Annotated in this window: 20 protein-coding genes; 9 read left to right on the forward strand and 11 right to left on the reverse strand. The window is 55.2% G+C overall.

Going from position 1 to position 18105, the window contains the following annotated elements:
* The first annotated feature begins 71 nt into the window (after positions 1 to 71).
* Positions 72 to 1133, forward strand: a complete 1062-nt coding sequence (locus tag FHW17_RS06910; protein ID WP_112525930.1) for a hypothetical protein — start codon at positions 72 to 74, stop codon at positions 1131 to 1133.
* Here the strand turns inward: FHW17_RS06910 and FHW17_RS06915 are convergent.
* The 3 genes from FHW17_RS06915 to FHW17_RS06925 all read right to left on the reverse strand — a co-directional run bounded on the left by FHW17_RS06915 (position 1104) and on the right by FHW17_RS06925 (position 2998).
* On the reverse strand, positions 1104 to 1940 hold the full coding sequence (locus FHW17_RS06915) for an RNA methyltransferase (protein WP_112525928.1): 837 nt from the start codon (positions 1938 to 1940) through the stop codon (positions 1104 to 1106). The two genes, FHW17_RS06910 and FHW17_RS06915, sit on opposite strands and share 30 nt — an antisense overlap.
* Before the next feature lie 3 nt (positions 1941 to 1943).
* The gene (locus FHW17_RS06920; RefSeq protein ID WP_112525926.1) at positions 1944 to 2723 is read right to left on the reverse strand and encodes a HugZ family protein; all 780 of its coding nucleotides are present in this window, start codon (positions 2721 to 2723) and stop codon (positions 1944 to 1946) included.
* An 83-nt stretch (positions 2724 to 2806) separates the two neighbouring features.
* On the reverse strand, positions 2807 to 2998 hold the full coding sequence (locus FHW17_RS06925) for a hypothetical protein (protein ID WP_112525924.1): 192 nt from the start codon (positions 2996 to 2998) through the stop codon (positions 2807 to 2809).
* Positions 2999 to 3238: 240 nt separating this feature from the next.
* On the opposite strand from FHW17_RS06925, the gene FHW17_RS06930 reads away from it, so the two are divergent.
* Entirely contained in the window at positions 3239 to 4177 is a 939-nt protein-coding gene (locus tag FHW17_RS06930) for a cell wall hydrolase (protein ID WP_112525922.1), read from the forward strand.
* A gap of 48 nt (positions 4178 to 4225) precedes the next feature.
* Here the strand turns inward: FHW17_RS06930 and FHW17_RS06935 are convergent, their stop codons facing one another.
* From FHW17_RS06935 to FHW17_RS06955, 5 genes are all read right to left on the reverse strand, one after another.
* On the reverse strand, positions 4226 to 4615 hold the full coding sequence (locus FHW17_RS06935) for a DUF930 domain-containing protein (RefSeq protein WP_112525920.1): 390 nt from the start codon (positions 4613 to 4615) through the stop codon (positions 4226 to 4228).
* A gap of 187 nt (positions 4616 to 4802) precedes the next feature.
* Positions 4803 to 5483 (reverse strand): hypothetical protein, encoded by a 681-nt coding sequence (locus tag FHW17_RS06940; protein ID WP_162700383.1) that lies wholly within the window; start codon positions 5481 to 5483, stop codon positions 4803 to 4805.
* 56 nt (positions 5484 to 5539) lie between these two features.
* On the reverse strand, positions 5540 to 6130 hold the full coding sequence (locus tag FHW17_RS06945; RefSeq protein ID WP_112525916.1) for a protein-S-isoprenylcysteine O-methyltransferase: 591 nt from the start codon (positions 6128 to 6130) through the stop codon (positions 5540 to 5542).
* Positions 6127 to 7320 carry a hypothetical protein gene (locus FHW17_RS06950; protein ID WP_112525914.1) on the reverse strand — a complete coding sequence of 398 codons (1194 nt, stop codon included), beginning with the start codon at positions 7318 to 7320 and terminating at the stop codon, positions 6127 to 6129. The genes FHW17_RS06945 and FHW17_RS06950 overlap by 4 nt, the downstream gene beginning before the upstream one ends.
* 181 nt (positions 7321 to 7501) lie before the next feature.
* A complete protein-coding gene (locus FHW17_RS06955) occupies positions 7502 to 8263 on the reverse strand; it encodes a 3-hydroxyacyl-CoA dehydrogenase (RefSeq protein WP_112525912.1) in 762 nt (253 codons plus the stop codon).
* A gap of 333 nt (positions 8264 to 8596) precedes the next feature.
* Here FHW17_RS06955 and FHW17_RS06960 point away from each other — a divergent pair, with 333 nt between their 5' ends.
* From FHW17_RS06960 to FHW17_RS06985, 6 genes are all read left to right on the forward strand, one after another.
* Complete coding sequence (locus FHW17_RS06960) at positions 8597 to 10201, forward strand: ABC transporter substrate-binding protein (protein ID WP_112525909.1); 1605 nt, start codon at positions 8597 to 8599, stop codon at positions 10199 to 10201.
* Between the two features lie 52 nt (positions 10202 to 10253).
* Complete coding sequence (locus FHW17_RS06965) at positions 10254 to 11261, forward strand: ABC transporter permease subunit (RefSeq protein WP_112525908.1); 1008 nt, start codon at positions 10254 to 10256, stop codon at positions 11259 to 11261.
* Positions 11262 to 11324: 63 nt separating this feature from the next.
* The gene (locus tag FHW17_RS06970) at positions 11325 to 12185 is read left to right on the forward strand and encodes an ABC transporter permease subunit (RefSeq protein ID WP_112525907.1); all 861 of its coding nucleotides are present in this window, start codon (positions 11325 to 11327) and stop codon (positions 12183 to 12185) included.
* Between the two features lie 4 nt (positions 12186 to 12189).
* Positions 12190 to 13044: an ABC transporter ATP-binding protein gene (locus tag FHW17_RS06975; RefSeq protein ID WP_112525906.1), complete on the forward strand. Its 855-nt coding sequence runs from the start codon at positions 12190 to 12192 to the stop codon at positions 13042 to 13044.
* Complete coding sequence (locus FHW17_RS06980; protein WP_112525905.1) at positions 13041 to 13874, forward strand: dipeptide ABC transporter ATP-binding protein; 834 nt, start codon at positions 13041 to 13043, stop codon at positions 13872 to 13874. The genes FHW17_RS06975 and FHW17_RS06980 overlap by 4 nt, the downstream gene beginning before the upstream one ends.
* A gap of 240 nt (positions 13875 to 14114) precedes the next feature.
* Entirely contained in the window at positions 14115 to 14384 is a 270-nt protein-coding gene (locus tag FHW17_RS06985) for a hypothetical protein (RefSeq protein WP_112525904.1), read from the forward strand.
* Positions 14385 to 14405: 21 nt separating this feature from the next.
* Here FHW17_RS06985 and choV read toward each other — a convergent pair whose 3' ends face one another.
* The 3 genes from choV to FHW17_RS07000 all read right to left on the reverse strand — a co-directional run bounded on the left by choV (position 14406) and on the right by FHW17_RS07000 (position 17313).
* Complete coding sequence (gene choV, locus FHW17_RS06990) at positions 14406 to 15452, reverse strand: choline ABC transporter ATP-binding protein (protein ID WP_112525903.1); 1047 nt, start codon at positions 15450 to 15452, stop codon at positions 14406 to 14408.
* Complete coding sequence (gene choW, locus FHW17_RS06995; protein WP_112525902.1) at positions 15449 to 16291, reverse strand: choline ABC transporter permease subunit; 843 nt, start codon at positions 16289 to 16291, stop codon at positions 15449 to 15451. The genes choV and choW overlap by 4 nt, the downstream gene beginning before the upstream one ends.
* 80 nt (positions 16292 to 16371) lie before the next feature.
* Complete coding sequence (locus tag FHW17_RS07000; RefSeq protein WP_112525900.1) at positions 16372 to 17313, reverse strand: choline ABC transporter substrate-binding protein; 942 nt, start codon at positions 17311 to 17313, stop codon at positions 16372 to 16374.
* Positions 17314 to 17503: 190 nt separating this feature from the next.
* On the opposite strand from FHW17_RS07000, the gene FHW17_RS07005 reads away from it, so the two are divergent.
* The gene (locus FHW17_RS07005) at positions 17504 to 18094 is read left to right on the forward strand and encodes a thymidine kinase (protein WP_112525898.1); all 591 of its coding nucleotides are present in this window, start codon (positions 17504 to 17506) and stop codon (positions 18092 to 18094) included.
* The last annotated feature ends 11 nt before the right edge of the window (positions 18095 to 18105 follow it).

The raw sequence follows: 18105 nt of genomic DNA on the forward strand, positions 1-18105 counted from the left end.
GTTCCCGCGTCTTTGCCGTTTGATGCCAGACTGTCATTGTGCCAGATTGAGCTACCAATAGGACCCTTATCGTGATCCAGACCGCGCTTTATTTTGCTCTTGGATTTTTGAGCGCCGTGCTGCTGGCGCTGATTTTTGCACCGCCTGTCTGGCGCCGCGCGATGCTGCTCACACGCAGGCGTGTCGAAGCTGAAACACCACTGACGCTCAATGAGATTCAGGCCCAGCGCGATGGTCTGCGTGCCGAACATGCGGTCAGTGAGCGCAAGCTCGAAATGACCCTTGCGGGTGTGAAAGAAAAATCTGCAAAGCAATTGGCTGAATTCAGTGACAAGGAACGGCAGATTCGCACACTGTCCAATGATGTTTCCGCGCGTGACACCACAATTGCCGAGTTGCAGGCTACGCTTGCCGAACGTGGGCAGACGCTGGAAAAAACAGGGAAAGACCTGAGCAATACAGCGCAGACCCTTGAACAGCGTTCTGCGGAGCTGGAGCTTTTAAACCGACGTCTGACCAGCACGGCAACGAAGGCAGACAGCTTGCAGATCGACGTTGCAGCGCAGGGCACGCGCATCGAGAATCTTTCCGATGAGTTGAAGGAAGCACGTCAGGGCCGACGCGATGCCGAAGAGCAGAAGCGCAAGCTGGAGACCGAGATCAAAGCCTTGCAGCATTCATTCGAACAGGAAAAAACGCGTGGCAGAGATACCCAGACACAAGCGACAACCCTTGTGACACAGCTTTCAGACAGCGAGGCCAAGCTTTTGCGGCGGGAAAAGGAAGTTGAACGGCTCAATGAGCGGTTGCGCAATGTGATTGCTGAAGGCCGTAAACAGGGCATTGCTGCGACGGAAACGCCTCGTGGCAAGCAGGCGCTGGTGCAGGCCGAGGAAAGCAAGCGGCTGCGTGAGGAAATGAACACACTTGCATCGCAGGTCGTCGCGATGGTTGCCCGGCTTGAGGGGCCAGCGTCCCCGGTGAACAAACTGCTTGATGGCACGGGCAAAGACGCGGCGGTGGCCTATGACGACAATGGCGAGGTCATTGTCAGTCTGGCCGATCGTATCCGCGCGCTGCAAAAGGCAGCATCGGCTCTGGAATCAGGCGGCGGAGAACCGGCTAAATCGTGACAGGGCAATGCCTGACGCTGTTGCGACGTTCAAACTGTCAAATTCCAGCGACATTGGGATTCTGACAGTCCGCAGCTTTTGCATCAACGCTTTTGGCAGACCTTCTCCCTCGGTTCCGAGCAATAGTGCGGTGCGTGTGCCGGGCTGCGCCGTATAGATGCTTTCGGTGCCCGAAGGGCTCAGTGCGTAGATATGAAAATTCGCCTGCTGCAGCTTGCCGACGAGTTCCTCGATGGAACCCTCGCGGGCGAATGGCACTTTGAGCGCTGCCCCCACGGAGACGCGGATTGCCTTGCGGTAGAGCGGGTCACAGCTGGTTTCATCCATCAGAATGCAGTCAGCTTCGAACGCTGCGGCATTGCGAAAGATTGAACCCATATTGTCGTGGTTGGATATGCCGCAAAGCACCACGGCAAGTGATTTTTCGGGGAGAGCATCAATCAATTGACTGGCAGAGTAGGGCGCACTGCGCCGTCCGACTGCGAGAATACCGCGATGCATGGGAAAACCGGCAATCGCATCCATGACACTGCGCGAAACGCAGTAGACAGGAACGTCATCCGGGCAGAGACGGATTTGCTCTGACAGTCCTGCGAGGCGGTTTTCCAGAACCAGAAGCGACTCTACAGCGAAAGCAGCGTTGGCAAGCAATACATTGAGTACAACCTTACCTTCCGCAATGAAGCGGCCTTCCCGGCCAACCAGATCGCGCTCGCGAACATCGCGATAGGGCACAAGCCGCGCATCTTCTGGATCATCTATGCGAATGGTGCGCTGCTCGAGCCAGATCTGGTCATCCGATGCCATGTTTCAGGCCGTTTCGCCAGTGGTGCCCAAGCCCGCCCGCGCTTCGCCAGCCATGCGCACGAGGCTCATATGCATATCCTTGGCTGAGCCGAGCGGCGTGGAAAACCAGATGCGCTGCACATCATCGCCATCGGCAATATCAAAACCCTCGGCGTCGATGCCGGTTATACGCCAGCTGCCATCGGGTGCCTTGGCGTAAAACCGTGCATAGAGCGCTATGGCCTCCGCGTGGTCATCATTCATATGTTCGACTGCATTTTTCTCTGCAGCCGCCAATTCGTCATTGACTGGATTGAGGCTGAGCAGATCGTCAGCAGTTAACTGGTAGGCCCTACCAAACCCGCCGTTGAGGCTTGCACCCGTCGGCTCAAGCCGGAAAAAGCGGAAGTCGCCAAGCCCGGCATAAAGCTTGGCCTTGGGCTGGTGTGCGAGATAGCGCCATTCGATACGGGTATGTTCAACGCCTTCACGGGTAATTTCCCGCGCTTTGGCAAATACGGTAATACGTGGATGGGCGAGTGGATCGCCCTTGCCGACTTCGCCGACCAGCAGCGAACAACGCGGGTCAGCGATCAGGGCAGGCGTGTGTGCGGAAAGGGCGGAGACAAGAATAACAGGTGTGCCGTCATGATCCGTGGAAAGGCCGACACGGGTGGCAATGGGACCGCCGGTCGCAGGATCAAGCGTCGCGATGACAGCGTAACGCGCCTTGCGGACCAGTGTCTTTGCCAATCGGACAGCGTCTGCGTCGGTCTCGCGTAATACATCCTTCTTGTCGGTCACGGCCTATCCCTCATTATGTTGAGCGAGAGATAGTTGCTCGGCCGGTGCAGGACAAGCGATTTCAGCGAAAGGGCGATAAGGTGTTAAGCCGCGATTGATCTGTTGTCGTTAATGCCGGCGTCATGCATGCAATCGGCAAGCAGATCGAGATCGACAGGGCCGATCGTACACAAAACCGGGGCAAATTCTTCAACAGGAATGTCGAGCGCCATCAGTTCGACGAGCGCTTCCATCAATGCTTCACGCGTGTCATATCTTGCGGAATAGCTTGGCATGATTCTGCCTCTCAAGCCGGATCAACTGCGCAAAATCATACTATAAATACGGTAAACAAATTCTTAATTTTGCCATTATTGGAAATTTTTTGCTTCTTTTGTGAATAAAATAACGCCATGATTTCAAATAGATGATAGAAAGTGATTACACGTTAACTCTCTTTGCCATTGTTTGGCCCTAAATCACATCAATCTGTGACCAACTTCACCAGCAGGAAAAACAGCGATGAGAATTGCTTCGTGATCGGCGCAAGGAAGTGGAAAACCCCCTCGATTGTGGGTGTTATAGCCGCCATTGGCCTCGTAAGTGGGTGCTCTACGCAGACTGCCCAGCACGCCGGTAAGGTGAAGGCAAATCTGGCAAGCAACAATACAACTGTTTCCAAAAGCTACGCCTATACCCCGAAGGACAAGGAATGTCTTGAGCGGGCGATGTTCTTTGAGTCCAACCGCTCGAGCCAGGATGGTTTGCTCGCGGTGGGGACTGTGGTTATGAATCGTCTCGATTCCGGCAAATATGCGAATACGATTTGCGGTGTCGTTGGTGAAAAGGGACAGTTTGCTCCCGGCGTTCTTTCCCGGCCAATGCAGTCGGCAGCGCTTCCTGATGTACAGCAGGCAGCGGACGCGGTGCTTAAGGGCCAGCGTCATCCCAAGGTCAAGGAAGCCATGTTCTTCCATACGGCTGGACTGCGCTTTCCTTACCGGAACATGCACTACACGGTTGTTGCCGGTGGTAATGCCTTTTACGAGAAGCGGGACCGCTACAATACGCCTGACTTGGGTAACAAGGTTGCAAGCGTTGCCATTGCCAACGCCTATATTGCCAGCATGAGAAATACCAACCCGGCTTCGGTCAACAACATCATGGTTGCGAGTGTGCAGCCGACAATGACGACCACAACGTCGGGGCGCGTGACAAATCAGCCTTTCGCAGTTGCTCAGGCCCAGACTGCACCTACGGCTGCGCCGCAGCAGCTTGCATTTGCCAATGTTGCTGTACCGGTTGATCCGCCAGCACCGGCTATGGTTTTCACTGCACCAGCTTCGGCCAAGCCAACGGCCATGCCACAGGCTGCAGAACCGGCTGTGCTTGCTTTCGAAGCTCCCAAGAGCAAATCGGTTGATGCTATCGGCCAGATGCTGCTCGCTCAGGACCGTCCGGCTCCGGCCAATTAAGGCTATGAACGATCTGGCGCCGCGAAAGCGGCGCACATTGGCATGTGGTTATGGTACGAGGAAGTGCTGTGACCACTCGTCGTGTGGAACCATCTGTCCGATTGCATATTGAAACGTCAGGATGGTCATGTGATCCGGTGACGTCGTGCATGTGTAGGAGAGGTGATACCATTCGCCCTTGCTGCGAAACGCAGCGCCGGTGGACTGGATTTTGTCACCGGTCACTTTGGGTTCCTTGAAGGCGTAGGCGACGAGTTCATCGGGCACGAGCTTGACCGGATCGTGGTGAATACGCTCCATCGCCTCAAGATCACACCGCTGCTCCAGCCGCGTTTCCGGGCTCAATCCTTCCAGTTCTTCCGCTTCCTTTGAATCCATGGCCTTGGATGAACCGGTCATTGCGATCGTCAACAAAAGCATGGCTATAAGTGATTTCATTTACGCCGGGCTCTCTGAAATTTGGGCAGAAGGATCATACAATGTGTCTGGACCAATGGACGGCTTCCTAGTCCACGCGGGCCGTTTGCACCATAGGCCAAAACGCGGTCAGATGTCTCCCGGATTGGGACCAAATTATGGAAGCCGGCTGGATAATCCACAGCGGTAAAGTGGTTGTGATGCCAGGTCACACCGGCTTTTTCGCCGGTGGTTTCTTGTCGCCGTTCACTTCGATGTAAGCGTAGATATAGGCAAATGACGGCAGGGCACGGTTGGAGGGTTCGACAAGACCAGCAACAGTGCCCAAAGAGGCGGCGTAGTTGTTGCAGTTGAAACCGAACATGGTCCACAGCGGCGGGTTGGCCAGATTGGCGCGTACCTTGCTGAGAAGACGCTGGTACTGGGCCTCCGTCAGGGAAACGCGATAGGCGGCCCCGGTGGTGAAATTGCAATCAGAATAGCTTGGTTTGAGTTCTGCGGGCATGGGAATGATCGCGCCGCCATAAAGGCCAAGCAAGCTGCCTTTGGGAAAGAGGCCATTATATTGGCGGGTTACGGGATTGCCTTTGTCATCAAGCCTTCCGAAAACCACGTACATGTGGCCGCTTGGAATGCCCGGCGACAGACGCTGACGGAATTCCATATAGGCCGGATCACCCGGTCTGGTGCGGTTGGCTGTCAATTTCGCCGCGGCGCCTTTGACGCTGCCGTGGGCGGCGCAGGTCAATTCAGGTATTTCGGCCGTGTAAGCAGACGGGCTAACGGAAACCTCGGATGATGGGGCGGACTGACAGGCAGCGAGGGATGTCGCAAAGACTGATGCAAGCAGCACCTTGAACGGCGCGGAAGCGGTTGAGGCAATGTTCACCAAGGCGATTCTCTTTTCAATCCTGTGATGACCAGACCATCGACATGGTCCGGCTTTCAATAGACGAATGGCAACACGCGCCAGGTTCTGGCACGGTACTGACGATATTCTTCCCCGAAGGCTTCCTCCATCATTCGCTCCTCCGCTCCTATTCTCAGGAAGAACAGGAAGCCGAACCCTGCGAGACCGGAAAGACCGGCAATATAATTGGGCAAAAGCAGGGCCTGGGTCAATGCCATCAGCCAGAAGGCCGAATACATCGGGTGCCGCAAACGTTTGTAGATGCCTGTGGTGATGAGCTTGTGGTGCTGTTTCAATTGCAGCGATACGGACCACATCTGACCGAGTGCCTTATGCGTCAGGCGAAACAGGATCAGAGCGGCGATACCGGCCAGAATGCCAAGGGCTATAAGTACAGGATTTGGGGCGTAAGACGCAAATCTTGGCTGTCCTGTCGCGACATAGAGTGCAGGTATGATGCCAAGGCCAAAGAGAGACACGGCCAACCGAACAGTATCTGCACCCTTTCTGCGATCAACCGTCAGTTTGGCCCGTTGCGCGCGCCGGTCAAACGGGCGGCGCAGCAGATACCAGCTCACTATAAAGATGACCCACAGGGCCTTTCCGGCAACGACAAGCGAAATCATACGGTGGCAGTTTCAGGTATTTTGATGGATGAGGCGACGTGTGCAGTACACCCGCCTGCCAGACCGCCGCTTGTTGCGATATCCGAAAAGCACTCAGGTCCACACAATATTGCATGCCACGAATAGGCCGAGCGTTTCTCAACGCCGTAGACAAACTGCCGGTGGACACGGAAAAAATTATGTTTGATGGCTTTATAGGTTTCATCGCAAAGTTGATTGCGGAAGCGGACTCTTACCAGAACGGGCGATTCCGCATCCGATATATTCAGGTCTCGTACCGGATTCGATTTATAGAAATTCATAGGGTCTGTCAGTGACTGCGCATCAACCCAAAGTGTGCGGCTGCGGGCGACCTTCTCAACACTGGAGCGCAAAGCCTCTGCTGCCGGGTGCAAGGCGATCTTGAGAAGGCTTGAACCAACCGTGAGCAAGCCATAACGCCGTGAACTATTCTTTTGCAGGGCTTTATCAAGAATCTGCAAGGCACAGATAGCGCCCATACTATGCGCAGCGACCACGACTTCGGTTGTGGCAGGTGCGCGGCTGATACGGTTTGCCGCGTCGGCGATCACATATCGCAGCTTCGCCGTAATGTCCGGTCGCCGGTCCCGCGCCATATCGCGCGCAAATGTCCAGTCATCCATGAGTAGCAGAAAATGCATTCTCCGGGCTGCAAGCACCAACAGCGCCAGTGCCACGATCACCGAAATTGCCAGAGGTGCCATCGCCTCCCGGGAAAACTGCCAGACAATGCCCCCGGCACCGAAAGCAAGGCCAAGGATGGCACCCATGATGACGAGTGGATAGAGAAAGAACAGCGCGTACCGCCAACTCGTTGCGATGAAGCGGAAGAATGTGCCTGTGATAATGAAATCGATCAGCGCAATGATCCCGCTTAATATCCGGGCAATGGGATTTCTGGATGCATAGAAAAGATTGATGTCACCCAGCCCATAAAGCACGAAATCGGTCTGTGCAGACCAGTTGGGACCCGTTGTCTGCAACCGAAATTCACCCACGCTGACAGTGTCTTCCGCGGACGAAATTTTCAGCGCACCATCTTCGCGCAGCGCCATATCATAAACAGGCGCTGTCTTGGCTGCTTCCCGCAGGAAGCGCCGATGATGGGCCTCTACCGGCATATGTTCAAAGCCCGGCAACAAAACGACCAGACGATTGATAACGGACATCTGCCACCTTTCCAGGTTCTGATTGCGATGTTGTCAGCGCCCTCAGCATTAGCTCGCTAAAAAGGAATTTAGATGACCGACGTTAATAGAACGTGGCCAATACCAAAGGGTTGCAAGGACTTTTGGTCGCATCACAACCCCGAGGTGTATCCGCTTTTTGCGTGAACCTGCTCAATCCAACCTATTTAGGCGCCATACGGATGGCGCCGTCAAGGCGAATCGTTTCGCCGTTAAGCATGGGGTTTTCAATGATATGCAGTGCCAGTGCTGCATATTCCTCGGGTTTACCAAGGCGGGAGGGGAAGGGAATGGCGGCTGCCAGCGAATCCTGAACGTCCTGTGGCATGGCCAAAAGCATAGGCGTTCCAAAGATTCCGGGGGCGATCGACATGACCCGTATACCGAAGCGGGCGAGTTCGCGCGCTGCCGGCAATGTCAGGCCTGCAATACCGGCTTTCGACGAAGCATAAGCCGCCTGACCGATCTGGCCGTCAAAGGCGGCAACCGATGCTGTTGAAATAATGACACCCCGTTCACCCGTTTCAAGCGCGTCGAGTTTGGAAGCTGCATCGCTGACGAGCCGAAGCATGTTGAACGAGCCAATGAGATTGACTTCGATGACACGGCGGTAAAGCTCAAGATCGTGCGGACCATCACGGCCAACAATCCGTCCGGCATTGGCGATCCCCGCACAATTAACGAGGATTCGCGTCGTGCCGAGCTTGTCTGCGACATGGGCGACAGCTTGCTGCGCGTCGTCGGCGCTGGAGACGTTGCAGGAAACAGCCAGGCCGCCAATTTCGCTGGCCACTTTTTGTGCCGCATCAAGATTGATATCAAAAAGTGCAACTTTCGCGCCTTTTTCCGCCAGCGCGCGCGCCGTGGCTGCTCCCAGACCGGATCCGCCGCCCGTTACAATCGCTGTTTGGCCCTGAATGTTCACAATGCGTCTCCTCGCTGGTTTTCAAGTCTTCTGGCACGAGTTTGGGACTTGATCCAGCCGATATTTGCGCGCGAAGTGGAGGAAGAGCACCCCCGATGCAAGAATATGTTGATTTATAAACAATGCATAACAAAAGTTCAGGTCGCCACATTTAGTGAATTTCGCTATTTTTGTGGCTTTGTTGAAAAATTTCCCCAGAATCTTCAATTCTTCTCCCGCTGGAAGGTTGACTGCGAATAAATCTGCTTGCATTGCGACATTGCAAAGGCTTCCATGCAACCTCGGTTGCGGGCAAGGGGGCCGGCAACACAAAAAACCTCTGAAGGTGGAAAAATGAAGACCTACAAGAAATTCCTTGCGGCGACAGCGCTTGCAATGTTGGCGGGTGGGCTGATGGCAGGTGGAGCCTCGGCGAAAAATCTCGTGTTCTGCTCTGAAGCTGCTCCGGGCGGTTTCGATCCAGCACTTTATACCGGCGGTGAAACGCTTGATGCGACCGGACAGGCTGTCTTCAACAAGCTCGTTGAATTCAAGCTGGGTACATCCGAAGTCGAGCCAAGCCTGGCAGCAAGCTGGACAATTTCCGATGATGGTCTTGAATACACGTTCAAACTTCGTCCGGGCGTCAAGTTCCAGACAACCAGCTTTTTCACGCCAACCCGCGATATGAATGCTGATGACGTCGTTTTCTCGTTCGAGCGTCAGAAGGAAGGCAGCAAGTGGGCCAAATATGTTGATGGCGCCACCTACGAATATTTTGAAAGCATGGACTTCCCCAAGCTGATCAAGGAAGTCAAGAAGGTCGATGATCTGACTGTCAAGATTTCGCTGAATAAGCCAAGCGCCCCTATGCTTGCAGGTCTTGCGATGGATTTCTCGTCGATCGTATCGAAGGAATATGCCGACAAGCTCGAGGCCGATGGCACATTGCAGAAGTTCAATGAACAGCCTGTTGGTACGGGACCTTACCAGTTTGTTGATTATCAGCTCAACACTGCCATCCGCTATGAAGCCAACCCAAGCTATTTTAAGGGCAAGGTAAAGATCGACAACCTGATTTTCGCCGTAACCACGGATGCTGCCGTGCGCGTGCAGAAGATCAAGGCTGGTGAATGCAATATCACGATCTATCCTGATCCGGCTGACGTGGCAGGCCTCAAGGCTGATCCCAATCTGAAGGTTATTCAGAAGCCGGGCCTGAATGTTGCCTATCTTGGTTACAACACGACTCAGGCACCCTTCGACAAGCCGGAAGTGCGCAAGGCGCTCAACATGGCCATCGACAAGAAGGCCATTGTAGACGCTGTCTATCTCGGTCAGGGCACACCGGCTGTTAATCCGATCCCGCCGACAATGTGGTCCTATGACAAGGCCATCAAGGATGACGAATACAATCCTGAAGCAGCCAAGAAGGCTCTCGAAAAGGCTGGCGTCAAGAATCTCTCGATGAAGATCTGGGCAATGCCGGTTGTGCGTCCTTACATGCCAAATGGCCGTCGTACCGCAGAACTTCTGCAGTCCGATTTTGCCAAGGTTGGTGTGAAGGTCGAAATCGTCAGCTACGATTGGCAGGAATACCTGAAGCGCGCATCCGATCCTAAGCATGATGGTGCCGTTATTCTCGGCTGGACCGGTGACAATGGTGATCCGGACAACTTCCTGGCCGTACTGCTTTCGTGCCAGGCTGTTGGCCAGGCCAACCGTACCGCATGGTGCAACAAGGAGTTCACCGCGCTCATCGACAAGGCTGCCGTGACTGCCGATCAGGCGGAACGCACCAAGCTTTACGAGCAGGCTCAGGTTATCTTCAAGCGTGAAGCTCCATGGGCTACCTTGGCGCACTCGTTGGTAACCGATGTTACGACGAAGAATGTGACCGGTTACGTGCAAAGCGCGTTCGGCATTCACAACTTCGCCGATGTTGACATCACCGAGTAACTCACTCCTCGCGGTACCGGCTTTGGTCGGTACCGCTTTTTATTAGGTTACCATGTTCCGATATATCGCTTCACGAGTGCTGCTGCTGGTCCCGACATTTATTGGTATCAGCTTTGTGGCCTTTATCTTCATCCGCCTGCTTCCCGGCGATCCCATCATTGCGCTTGCAGGCGAACGCGGCATGACGCCAGAGCGCCACCAGCTGCTGATGGAGCAGTTTGGCTTCAACAGACCGATCTGGGAGCAATATTTCTCGTTTCTGTGGAATATCTTTCACGGGGACTTCGGCACGTCAATCGCCAGCAAACGCGCGGTTCTAGCCGACTTTCTATCGCTTTTTCCGGCAACACTTGAACTGAGCATCTGTGCCATGCTGTTTGCCGTCATCATCGGCATTCCCGCTGGCATCTTTGCAGCCGTCAAGCGTGGCTCGATCTTTGACCAGCTCAGCATGGGCATTGCACTGGTCGGTTATTCCATGCCGATTTTCTGGTGGGGTATCCTGCTTATTATCCTGTTCGCCGGTATCCTCCACTGGACACCGGTGTCGGGCCGGATGGATTTGGTCTATTTCTTCAAGCCGACGACTGGCTTTATGCTGATAGACAGCCTGATTTCGGGGCCGAAGGGCGCATTCAAGTCGGCATTCTCGCACCTTATCCTGCCGACGATTGTGCTTGGGACGATTCCGCTTGCGGTTATCGCCCGCCAGACACGCTCGGCCATGCTGGAAGTGCTGGGGGAAGATTATGTGCGCACGGCGCGCGCCAAAGGTTTGGCACCCAAGCGCGTTATTGGCATTCATGCGCTGCGCAATGCCATGATCCCCGTCATCACGACAATCGGCCTGCAAATGGGTCTGCTCATGGCCGGTGCCATCCTGACTGAGACGATCTTCTCCTGGCCAGGCATCGGCAAATGGATGATCGATGCGATCGCAAAGCGCGATTACGTCGTCGTTCAGGGCGGCCTTATGCTGGTCGCGCTGATCGTCATGACCGTCAATTTGATTGTCGATCTGCTCTATGCGGTCGTCAACCCGCGTATCCGCGTAAAGTGAGGAACCGTGACTAACGAAGTTTCCCCTCCCGTACCGCTAACAGCTGCCCCTTCATCGGGCCCTATGAGCCGGTTTTCGGAATTCTGGTTCTATTTCAGCGTCAACAAGGGCGCTGTCATAGGGCTTGCCACCCTGATTTTTCTGGTACTCGTTGCAGTCTTCGGACCATTCATCGCTCCGCATGCGCCATACGAACAGTTTCGCGAATCGCTGCTGACCCCACCCGCATGGCAGGAAGGCGGTAATTCGACATTTCTGCTGGGTACAGACGCTGTTGGTCGTGATTTGCTCTCGCGCCTGATTTATGGCGCACGCTTCTCGCTGTTCATCGGTCTGATTGTCGTGACGCTTTCCATGGTCACGGGCGTTATCCTTGGTGTTCTAGCCGGCTACTTCCGCGGCTGGGTCGATGCGCTAATCATGCGCATTATGGATATCATTCTCGCTTTCCCGCCGTTGCTGCTGGCGCTGGTGCTGGTGGCAATTCTCGGACCGGGGTTGTTTAACGCGATGATTGCCATTGCGCTGGTTCTGCAACCACACTTTGCGCGCCTTACGCGTGCCGCTGTGATGAGCGAAAAGAACCGCGAATATGTGGTCGCCGCAAAGCTTGCCGGTGCTGGCCATATACGTCTGATGTTCAAGACGATCCTGCCAAACTGTCTGGCGCCGTTGATCGTGCAGGGAACGCTCTCGTTTTCGAATGCCATTCTTGAAGCGGCAGCGCTTGGCTTCCTTGGCATGGGCGCACAACCGCCCACACCAGAATGGGGTACGATGTTGGCGGAAGCCCGCGAATTCATCCTGCGTGCCTGGTGGGTTGTTACATTCCCCGGTCTTGCAATCCTGATTACTGTGCTTGCAATCAACCTCGTTGGTGACGGCTTGCGCGACGCCCTCGATCCCAAACTGAAGAGGAGCTGAGATCATGGCTCTGCTTGAAATCAAGAATCTTTCGGTTGGGTTCGACACGAGTTCCGGCCAGTTCATGGCGGTGCAGGGGATCGACCTCCATGTTGAAGCCCGCGAAGTTCTGGCCATCGTCGGCGAGTCCGGTTCCGGTAAATCCGTGGCCATGCTCGCCGTCATGGGACTGTTGCCGAAGACCGCAACTGTGACCGCTGACAAAATGGTTTTCAATGGTCATGACATGCTGACCATGAGCACCAAACAACGCCGGGAAATCGTTGGCCGCGACGTGGCGATGATTTTTCAGGAGCCCATGGCCAGCCTCAATCCGTGCTTTACAGTTGGTTTCCAGCTGGAAGAAGTTTTGCGCTTTCACATGAAAATGGATGCCAAGGCACGGCGCAAGCGGGCCATCGAACTGCTTCAGCAGGTGGGTATTCCCACGCCGGAAGAACGGCTGAATTCGTTCCCGCACCAGATGTCTGGTGGTCAATGCCAGCGCGTCATGATTGCCATCGCGATTGCGTGCAATCCAAAGTTGCTGATTGCCGACGAGCCGACGACAGCGCTTGACGTGACGATCCAGAAGCAGATTCTCGACCTGCTGGTCAGCCTGCAAGCCAAGCATGGCATGGGCCTGATCATGATCACCCACGACATGGGCGTTGTTGCTGAAACGGCTGATCGCGTGATTGTTCAGTACAAGGGGCGCAAAATGGAGGAAGCCGACGTGCTTTCGCTGTTTGAAGCACCCAAAAGCCCATATACGCGTGCCCTTCTGTCTGCCTTGCCGGAAAATGCGACGGGCGACCGCCTGTCAACCGTTGCAGACTTCATGAAGAACGAAGCCGCCAATGCAGGAGCAGCATCATGAGCGAGATCGTTCTTGAAGGACGCAATATCGTCCGTGACTATCACGTTGGTGGCGGCCTCTTTGGCAAGCCCAAGACAGTGCGTGCAGTCAAGGGCGTCAGTTTTACACTGGAAAAGGGCAAGACCCTTGCCATTGTCGGCGAGAGCGGTTGCGGTAAGTCGACACTTGGCCGCATCCTGACGCTGATTGATCCGCAGTCCGAAGGCGAATTGCTGATCGATGGCAAGCCCATCAACATCGCCAAGGACCGGGTAACACCGGAAATGCGCCGCAAGGTGCAGATCATTTTCCAGAATCCCTATGGATCGCTGAACCCGCGCCAGAAGATCGGTGAAGTCCTGGGTGAGCCATTGTTGCTCAACACCAACAAGACCGCAGCAGAACGGCGCGAGCTTGCCATGCAGATGCTGGTCAAGGTCGGGCTTGGTCCTGAGCATTACAACCGCTATCCGCATATGTTCTCCGGTGGTCAGCGTCAGCGTATTGCCATTGCGAGGGCCTTGATGATGAGCCCGAGCCTGCTGGTGCTGGACGAGCCGGTTTCGGCGCTCGATCTTTCGGTGCAGGCACAGGTGCTCAACCTGCTGGCGGATCTGCAGGACGAGTTCAACCTGACCTATGTGTTCATCAGCCATGACCTGTCGGTGGTGCGCTACATCGCCGATGAGGTGATGGTGATGTATTATGGCGAAGTGGTTGAGTATGGCACACGCGAGGAAGTCTTCTCGAACCCGCAGCACAGCTATACCAAGACGCTGTTTGCTGCGACGCCAAAGTCTGATGTTGCCAGTATCCGGGCGCGGTTGGAGAAGAAAAAAGCTGCTGCCTGATTTCGCGGGTGGCTGAATTGTGCGTTGCGTGTTGTAGTTGCTGGTCCGTGGTCCGTGGTCCGTGGTTCGTGGTTCGACAAGCTCACCATGAGGGGGGAGTGAGGATGCAACGCTAATCGCCAACGTTTCAGAATATAGCTCCCCTCATCCTGAGCCTGTCGAAGGGCTCATGGTGAGCTTGTCGAACCACGAACCACGAACCACGGACCACGCACAACAGATTTGCAGGGAGGAAGTGTCATGAGCGGACGTCAGCCAATCGCAACTGCCCCGAAAGACGGCAGCAAGGTTCAGGTCTTCTGGAAAGACGAGGACGGACAGGAAAACGAATCCCTGGCGCAGTACCGTTCGCTTGATCGCCTGAAGGCGACCGGCGGTCAGTGGGACGAGACCGATGCCGGCTGGTGGATATTCACCGATTCAAACACGCAGAAGAAGGTGACACCGCACGCATGGCAACCGGCCAACAAGGCCGGGGATGATGAGAATGAAGAGGACGACGATAAATAACAGGCGTGTCGTGGCGTCGGCCTAATTTCTCTGATGCTTTAGTAGGCCTCGGACAATATCGTCTGCGGATATCATGCCGAGGATGGCACCATTTTCGACAATGCCAACATCGCCGCCATTCTTTGATACCGCCTGCATGACCTGACGCACCGGGGTATCGCGCCGGGCGGTTGCGGCGAAGGGGCGGTTGGCGGCTGATCTGGTGCGGTCGAGCGGCACCATGATATCGCCAGCGGTGAGCACGCCAAGGGGATTCATGTTGGCAACGAAATCAGCCACATAGTCATTGGCGGGATTGAGCAGGATGTCCTGCGCCGTACCGCACTGGATGATGCGGCCGCCTTCCATGATGGCGATGCGGTTGCCGATTTTCATGGCTTCATCGAGATCGTGACTGACGAAGACGATGGTCTTCTTCAGCCGTTCCTGCAGGCTGAGCAATTCATCCTGCAGGCGGGTGCGAATGAGCGGATCAAGCGCCGAGAATGGCTCGTCCATGAGCAGGATCGGTGCGCCTGTCGCGAAGGCGCGGGCGAGGCCAACGCGCTGCTGCATACCGCCGGAGAGTTCACCGACCTTGCGTTTGGCCCAGTCCTTCAGATTGACCAGAGCCAGCTGCTGCTCAACAGCTTCTGCACGATCTTCCTTGGAAACCCCTGAGAGTTCGAGGCCGAACCCGACATTCTCTTCCACCGTGCGCCAAGGCAACAGACCGAACTGCTGGAACACCATGGAGACAAGGTGTTTGCGCAGATCGCGCAGGGTGTTCTTGTCGGCTTTGCCGACATCAACAGAGCGTCCGCCGTGATGCACGACAACCGATCCGCGCGAAATCGGGTTAAGGCGATTGATCGCGCGCAGAAGCGTGGATTTACCCGAGCCTGACAGGCCCATCAGCACAAGGATTTCACCTTCGGCAATGGTGATCGAGCAATTGTGGACGCCGAGCACATGGCCGGTTTCCGCCTGAATATCCGAGCGGCTTTTGCCCTGATCGGCCAGTGACAGCGCGCCCTCGGTCTTTTTGCCGAATATGATGCAAACGTTTTCGAGTGTAATCGCGGTCATTCACCTGGCTCCTTGCCGGGACGGAAGATACGGTCGAGAACAATGGCAACGACCACGATGACAAGGCCTGCTTCGAAACCAAGCGCCGTATTAACGGAATTGAGCGCGCGGACGACGGGAACGCCGAGGCCGTCGGCCCCAACCAGTGCCGCAATAACCACCATGGAAAGCGACAGCATGATGGTCTGGGTCAGGCCAGCCAGAATCTGTGGCATGGCATAGGGAAGCTCGATTTTCCACAGGAGCTGGCGCGAGGATGCGCCGAAGGCCTCGCCTGCTTCGACCAGATGTTGAGGTGTCGAGGAAACGCCAAGATGCGTCAGCCGGATCGGAGCGGGAAGCACAAAGATTGCGGTGGCGATGAGGCCGGGAACCATGCCGATGCCGAAGAAAACAATGGCCGGGATCAGATAGACGAAGGTTGGCAGCGTCTGCATGAGATCAAGCACGGGGCGGATGGCCGAATAGAATTTTGGCCTGTGGGCGGCGATAATGCCGATGGGTACGCCAATGCCCATGCACAGGATGCAGGAGGAGAGCACCAGCGTTAGTGTCTCCATCGTTTCCTTCCAATAGCCCTGATTGAGAATGAACAGGAATCCGAGGAGCGTCAGCAGCGTGACGGCGATTGACCGGCGCAACGCATAGGCTATCGCTGAAAAGACGACGACCATGATCAGCGGGTGGGGATATTTCAGGATAAACATCAGTCCGTCGATGAACGACTGCATGATGTAGGCGAGGCCATCGAAAAACCCGGCGAAATTGTTCGTGAGCCAGTCGACGACGGCTTTTGCCGTCTTGCCTACCGGAATCTTGTCTTGTGTTAGCCAGTCCAAGCGAAAATTCCTCTGTCGGTTGCAGTATCAAACGAAAGGGCCGCCCGGCTATGGCGCCGGGCGGTATTATCGAATGGTCTTTAAAGACCGAGAGACTTCTTGACCGCTGGCAGGCCTTCCTTGCCATCCACTGTCGTCACACCGGCGAGCCAGGTGTCGAGAATGGCCGGATTGGCTTTCAGCCATTCGGTCGCAGCTTTCTGTGCATCTTCGCCATCGTCGAGAATCTTGCCCATGATCTCGTTTTCCATCTTCAGATTGAACTTCAGATTGGCGAGCAGCTTGCCGATATTCGGGCATTCGGTCGTGTAGCCAGTGCGCACATTGGTGTGGATGATTGCGCCGCCGAAATCCTTGCCGAATACATCGTCACCGCCCGAGAGATAGGCGAGCTTGAAGTTGGCGTTCATGGGGTGCGGTTCCCAACCGAGGAAAACGATTGGTTTCTTGCCCTTCGAGTCTTTGGCGACCTGTGCCAGCATACCCTGTTCGGAGGATTCGGCGAGCTGGAAGCCCTTCAAGCCAAACTGGTCCTTTTCGATCATGCCGAGAATAAGACGGTTGCCGTCATTACCCGGTTCGATGCCATAAATTTTGCCACCCAGTTCGTCCTTGAACTTGGCAATGTCCTTGAAGTCCTTCAGGCCCTTATCATAAAGGTACTGCGGAACAGCCAGCGTATATTTCGCGCCCGTCAGGTTCGGACCGAGATCTTCCACGGTCTTGTTCTCAAGATAAGGCGTGATATCGGCCTGCTGGGTCGGCATCCAGTTGCCGAGGAAAACGTCGATATCCTTCTTGCCAAGCGAGGCGTAGGTCACCGGCACGGACAGGACCTTGATGTCGGTGGTGTAGCCGAGCGCTTTCAGCACTTCGGTCGTGGCTGCAGTGGTCGATGTGACGTCGGTCCAGCCGACATCGGCGAATCGAACGGACTTGCAACTCTCGGGCTCGGCGGCAAAAGCAGTGCCCGCAGCGAGTGTGAGAGCCAGTGAAACAGTGAGTTTAGCCAACATTTTCATCGATTGTTCTCCCTCTCCGGTTTTCTACCGGCTGTTAAGAGCATGAACCAATCACCAATTTCAAAGGGGTTCAAGCATAGCCGCGCATAAATCCGGTCAATTCGCGACAGTTGTTGATATTCCGGTAAAAGTTGCACCTACATCGGGCGAGAGGCTTCAAGCGCAGCCTCAAGTCTGATTAAACCCGGATATGGCAAAACTCTATTTCAGCTACTCGACGATGAATGCCGGCAAGTCCACCATGCTCCTGCAGGCATCTTACAATTATCAGGAACGCGGCATGCGAACGATGATGTTCACCGCGGGCCATTACGCCGAAAACGGCGTTGGCGTGATTTCTTCCCGCCTTGGCGTGACCGCTGCCGCCGAACTTTATCGCGATGAAGACAATCTGTTTGAACGGATTGCCGTGGCACATGGCGAAAATGCGCTGAGCTGTGTTTTCGTCGATGAAGCGCAGTTCCTGACCAAGGAACAGGTATGGCAGTTGGCGCGCGTGGCTGACAGGCTGCATCTGCCCGTCATGTGCTTTGGATTGCGCACCGATTTTCAGGGCAAGCTGTTTCCGGGTTCAGCCGAGCTTCTGGCGATTGCCGATACATTGCGTGAAATCAGGACCATCTGTCATTGCGGCTCGAAAGCCACCATGGTGGTCCGGCACGATTCGGCAGGGAAGGCTATTGTCGAGGGCGATCAGGTTTCGATCGAGAAATCGGTGTATGTCTCGCTTTGCCGCAAGCATTGGGAAGAAGAAACCGGGCGGATCGCTTCGGATCACTAGCCTCATTTCAA

This window comes from Phyllobacterium sp. P30BS-XVII (assembly GCF_014138335.1).
Lineage (GTDB): Bacteria > Pseudomonadota > Alphaproteobacteria > Rhizobiales > Rhizobiaceae > Phyllobacterium > Phyllobacterium meliloti.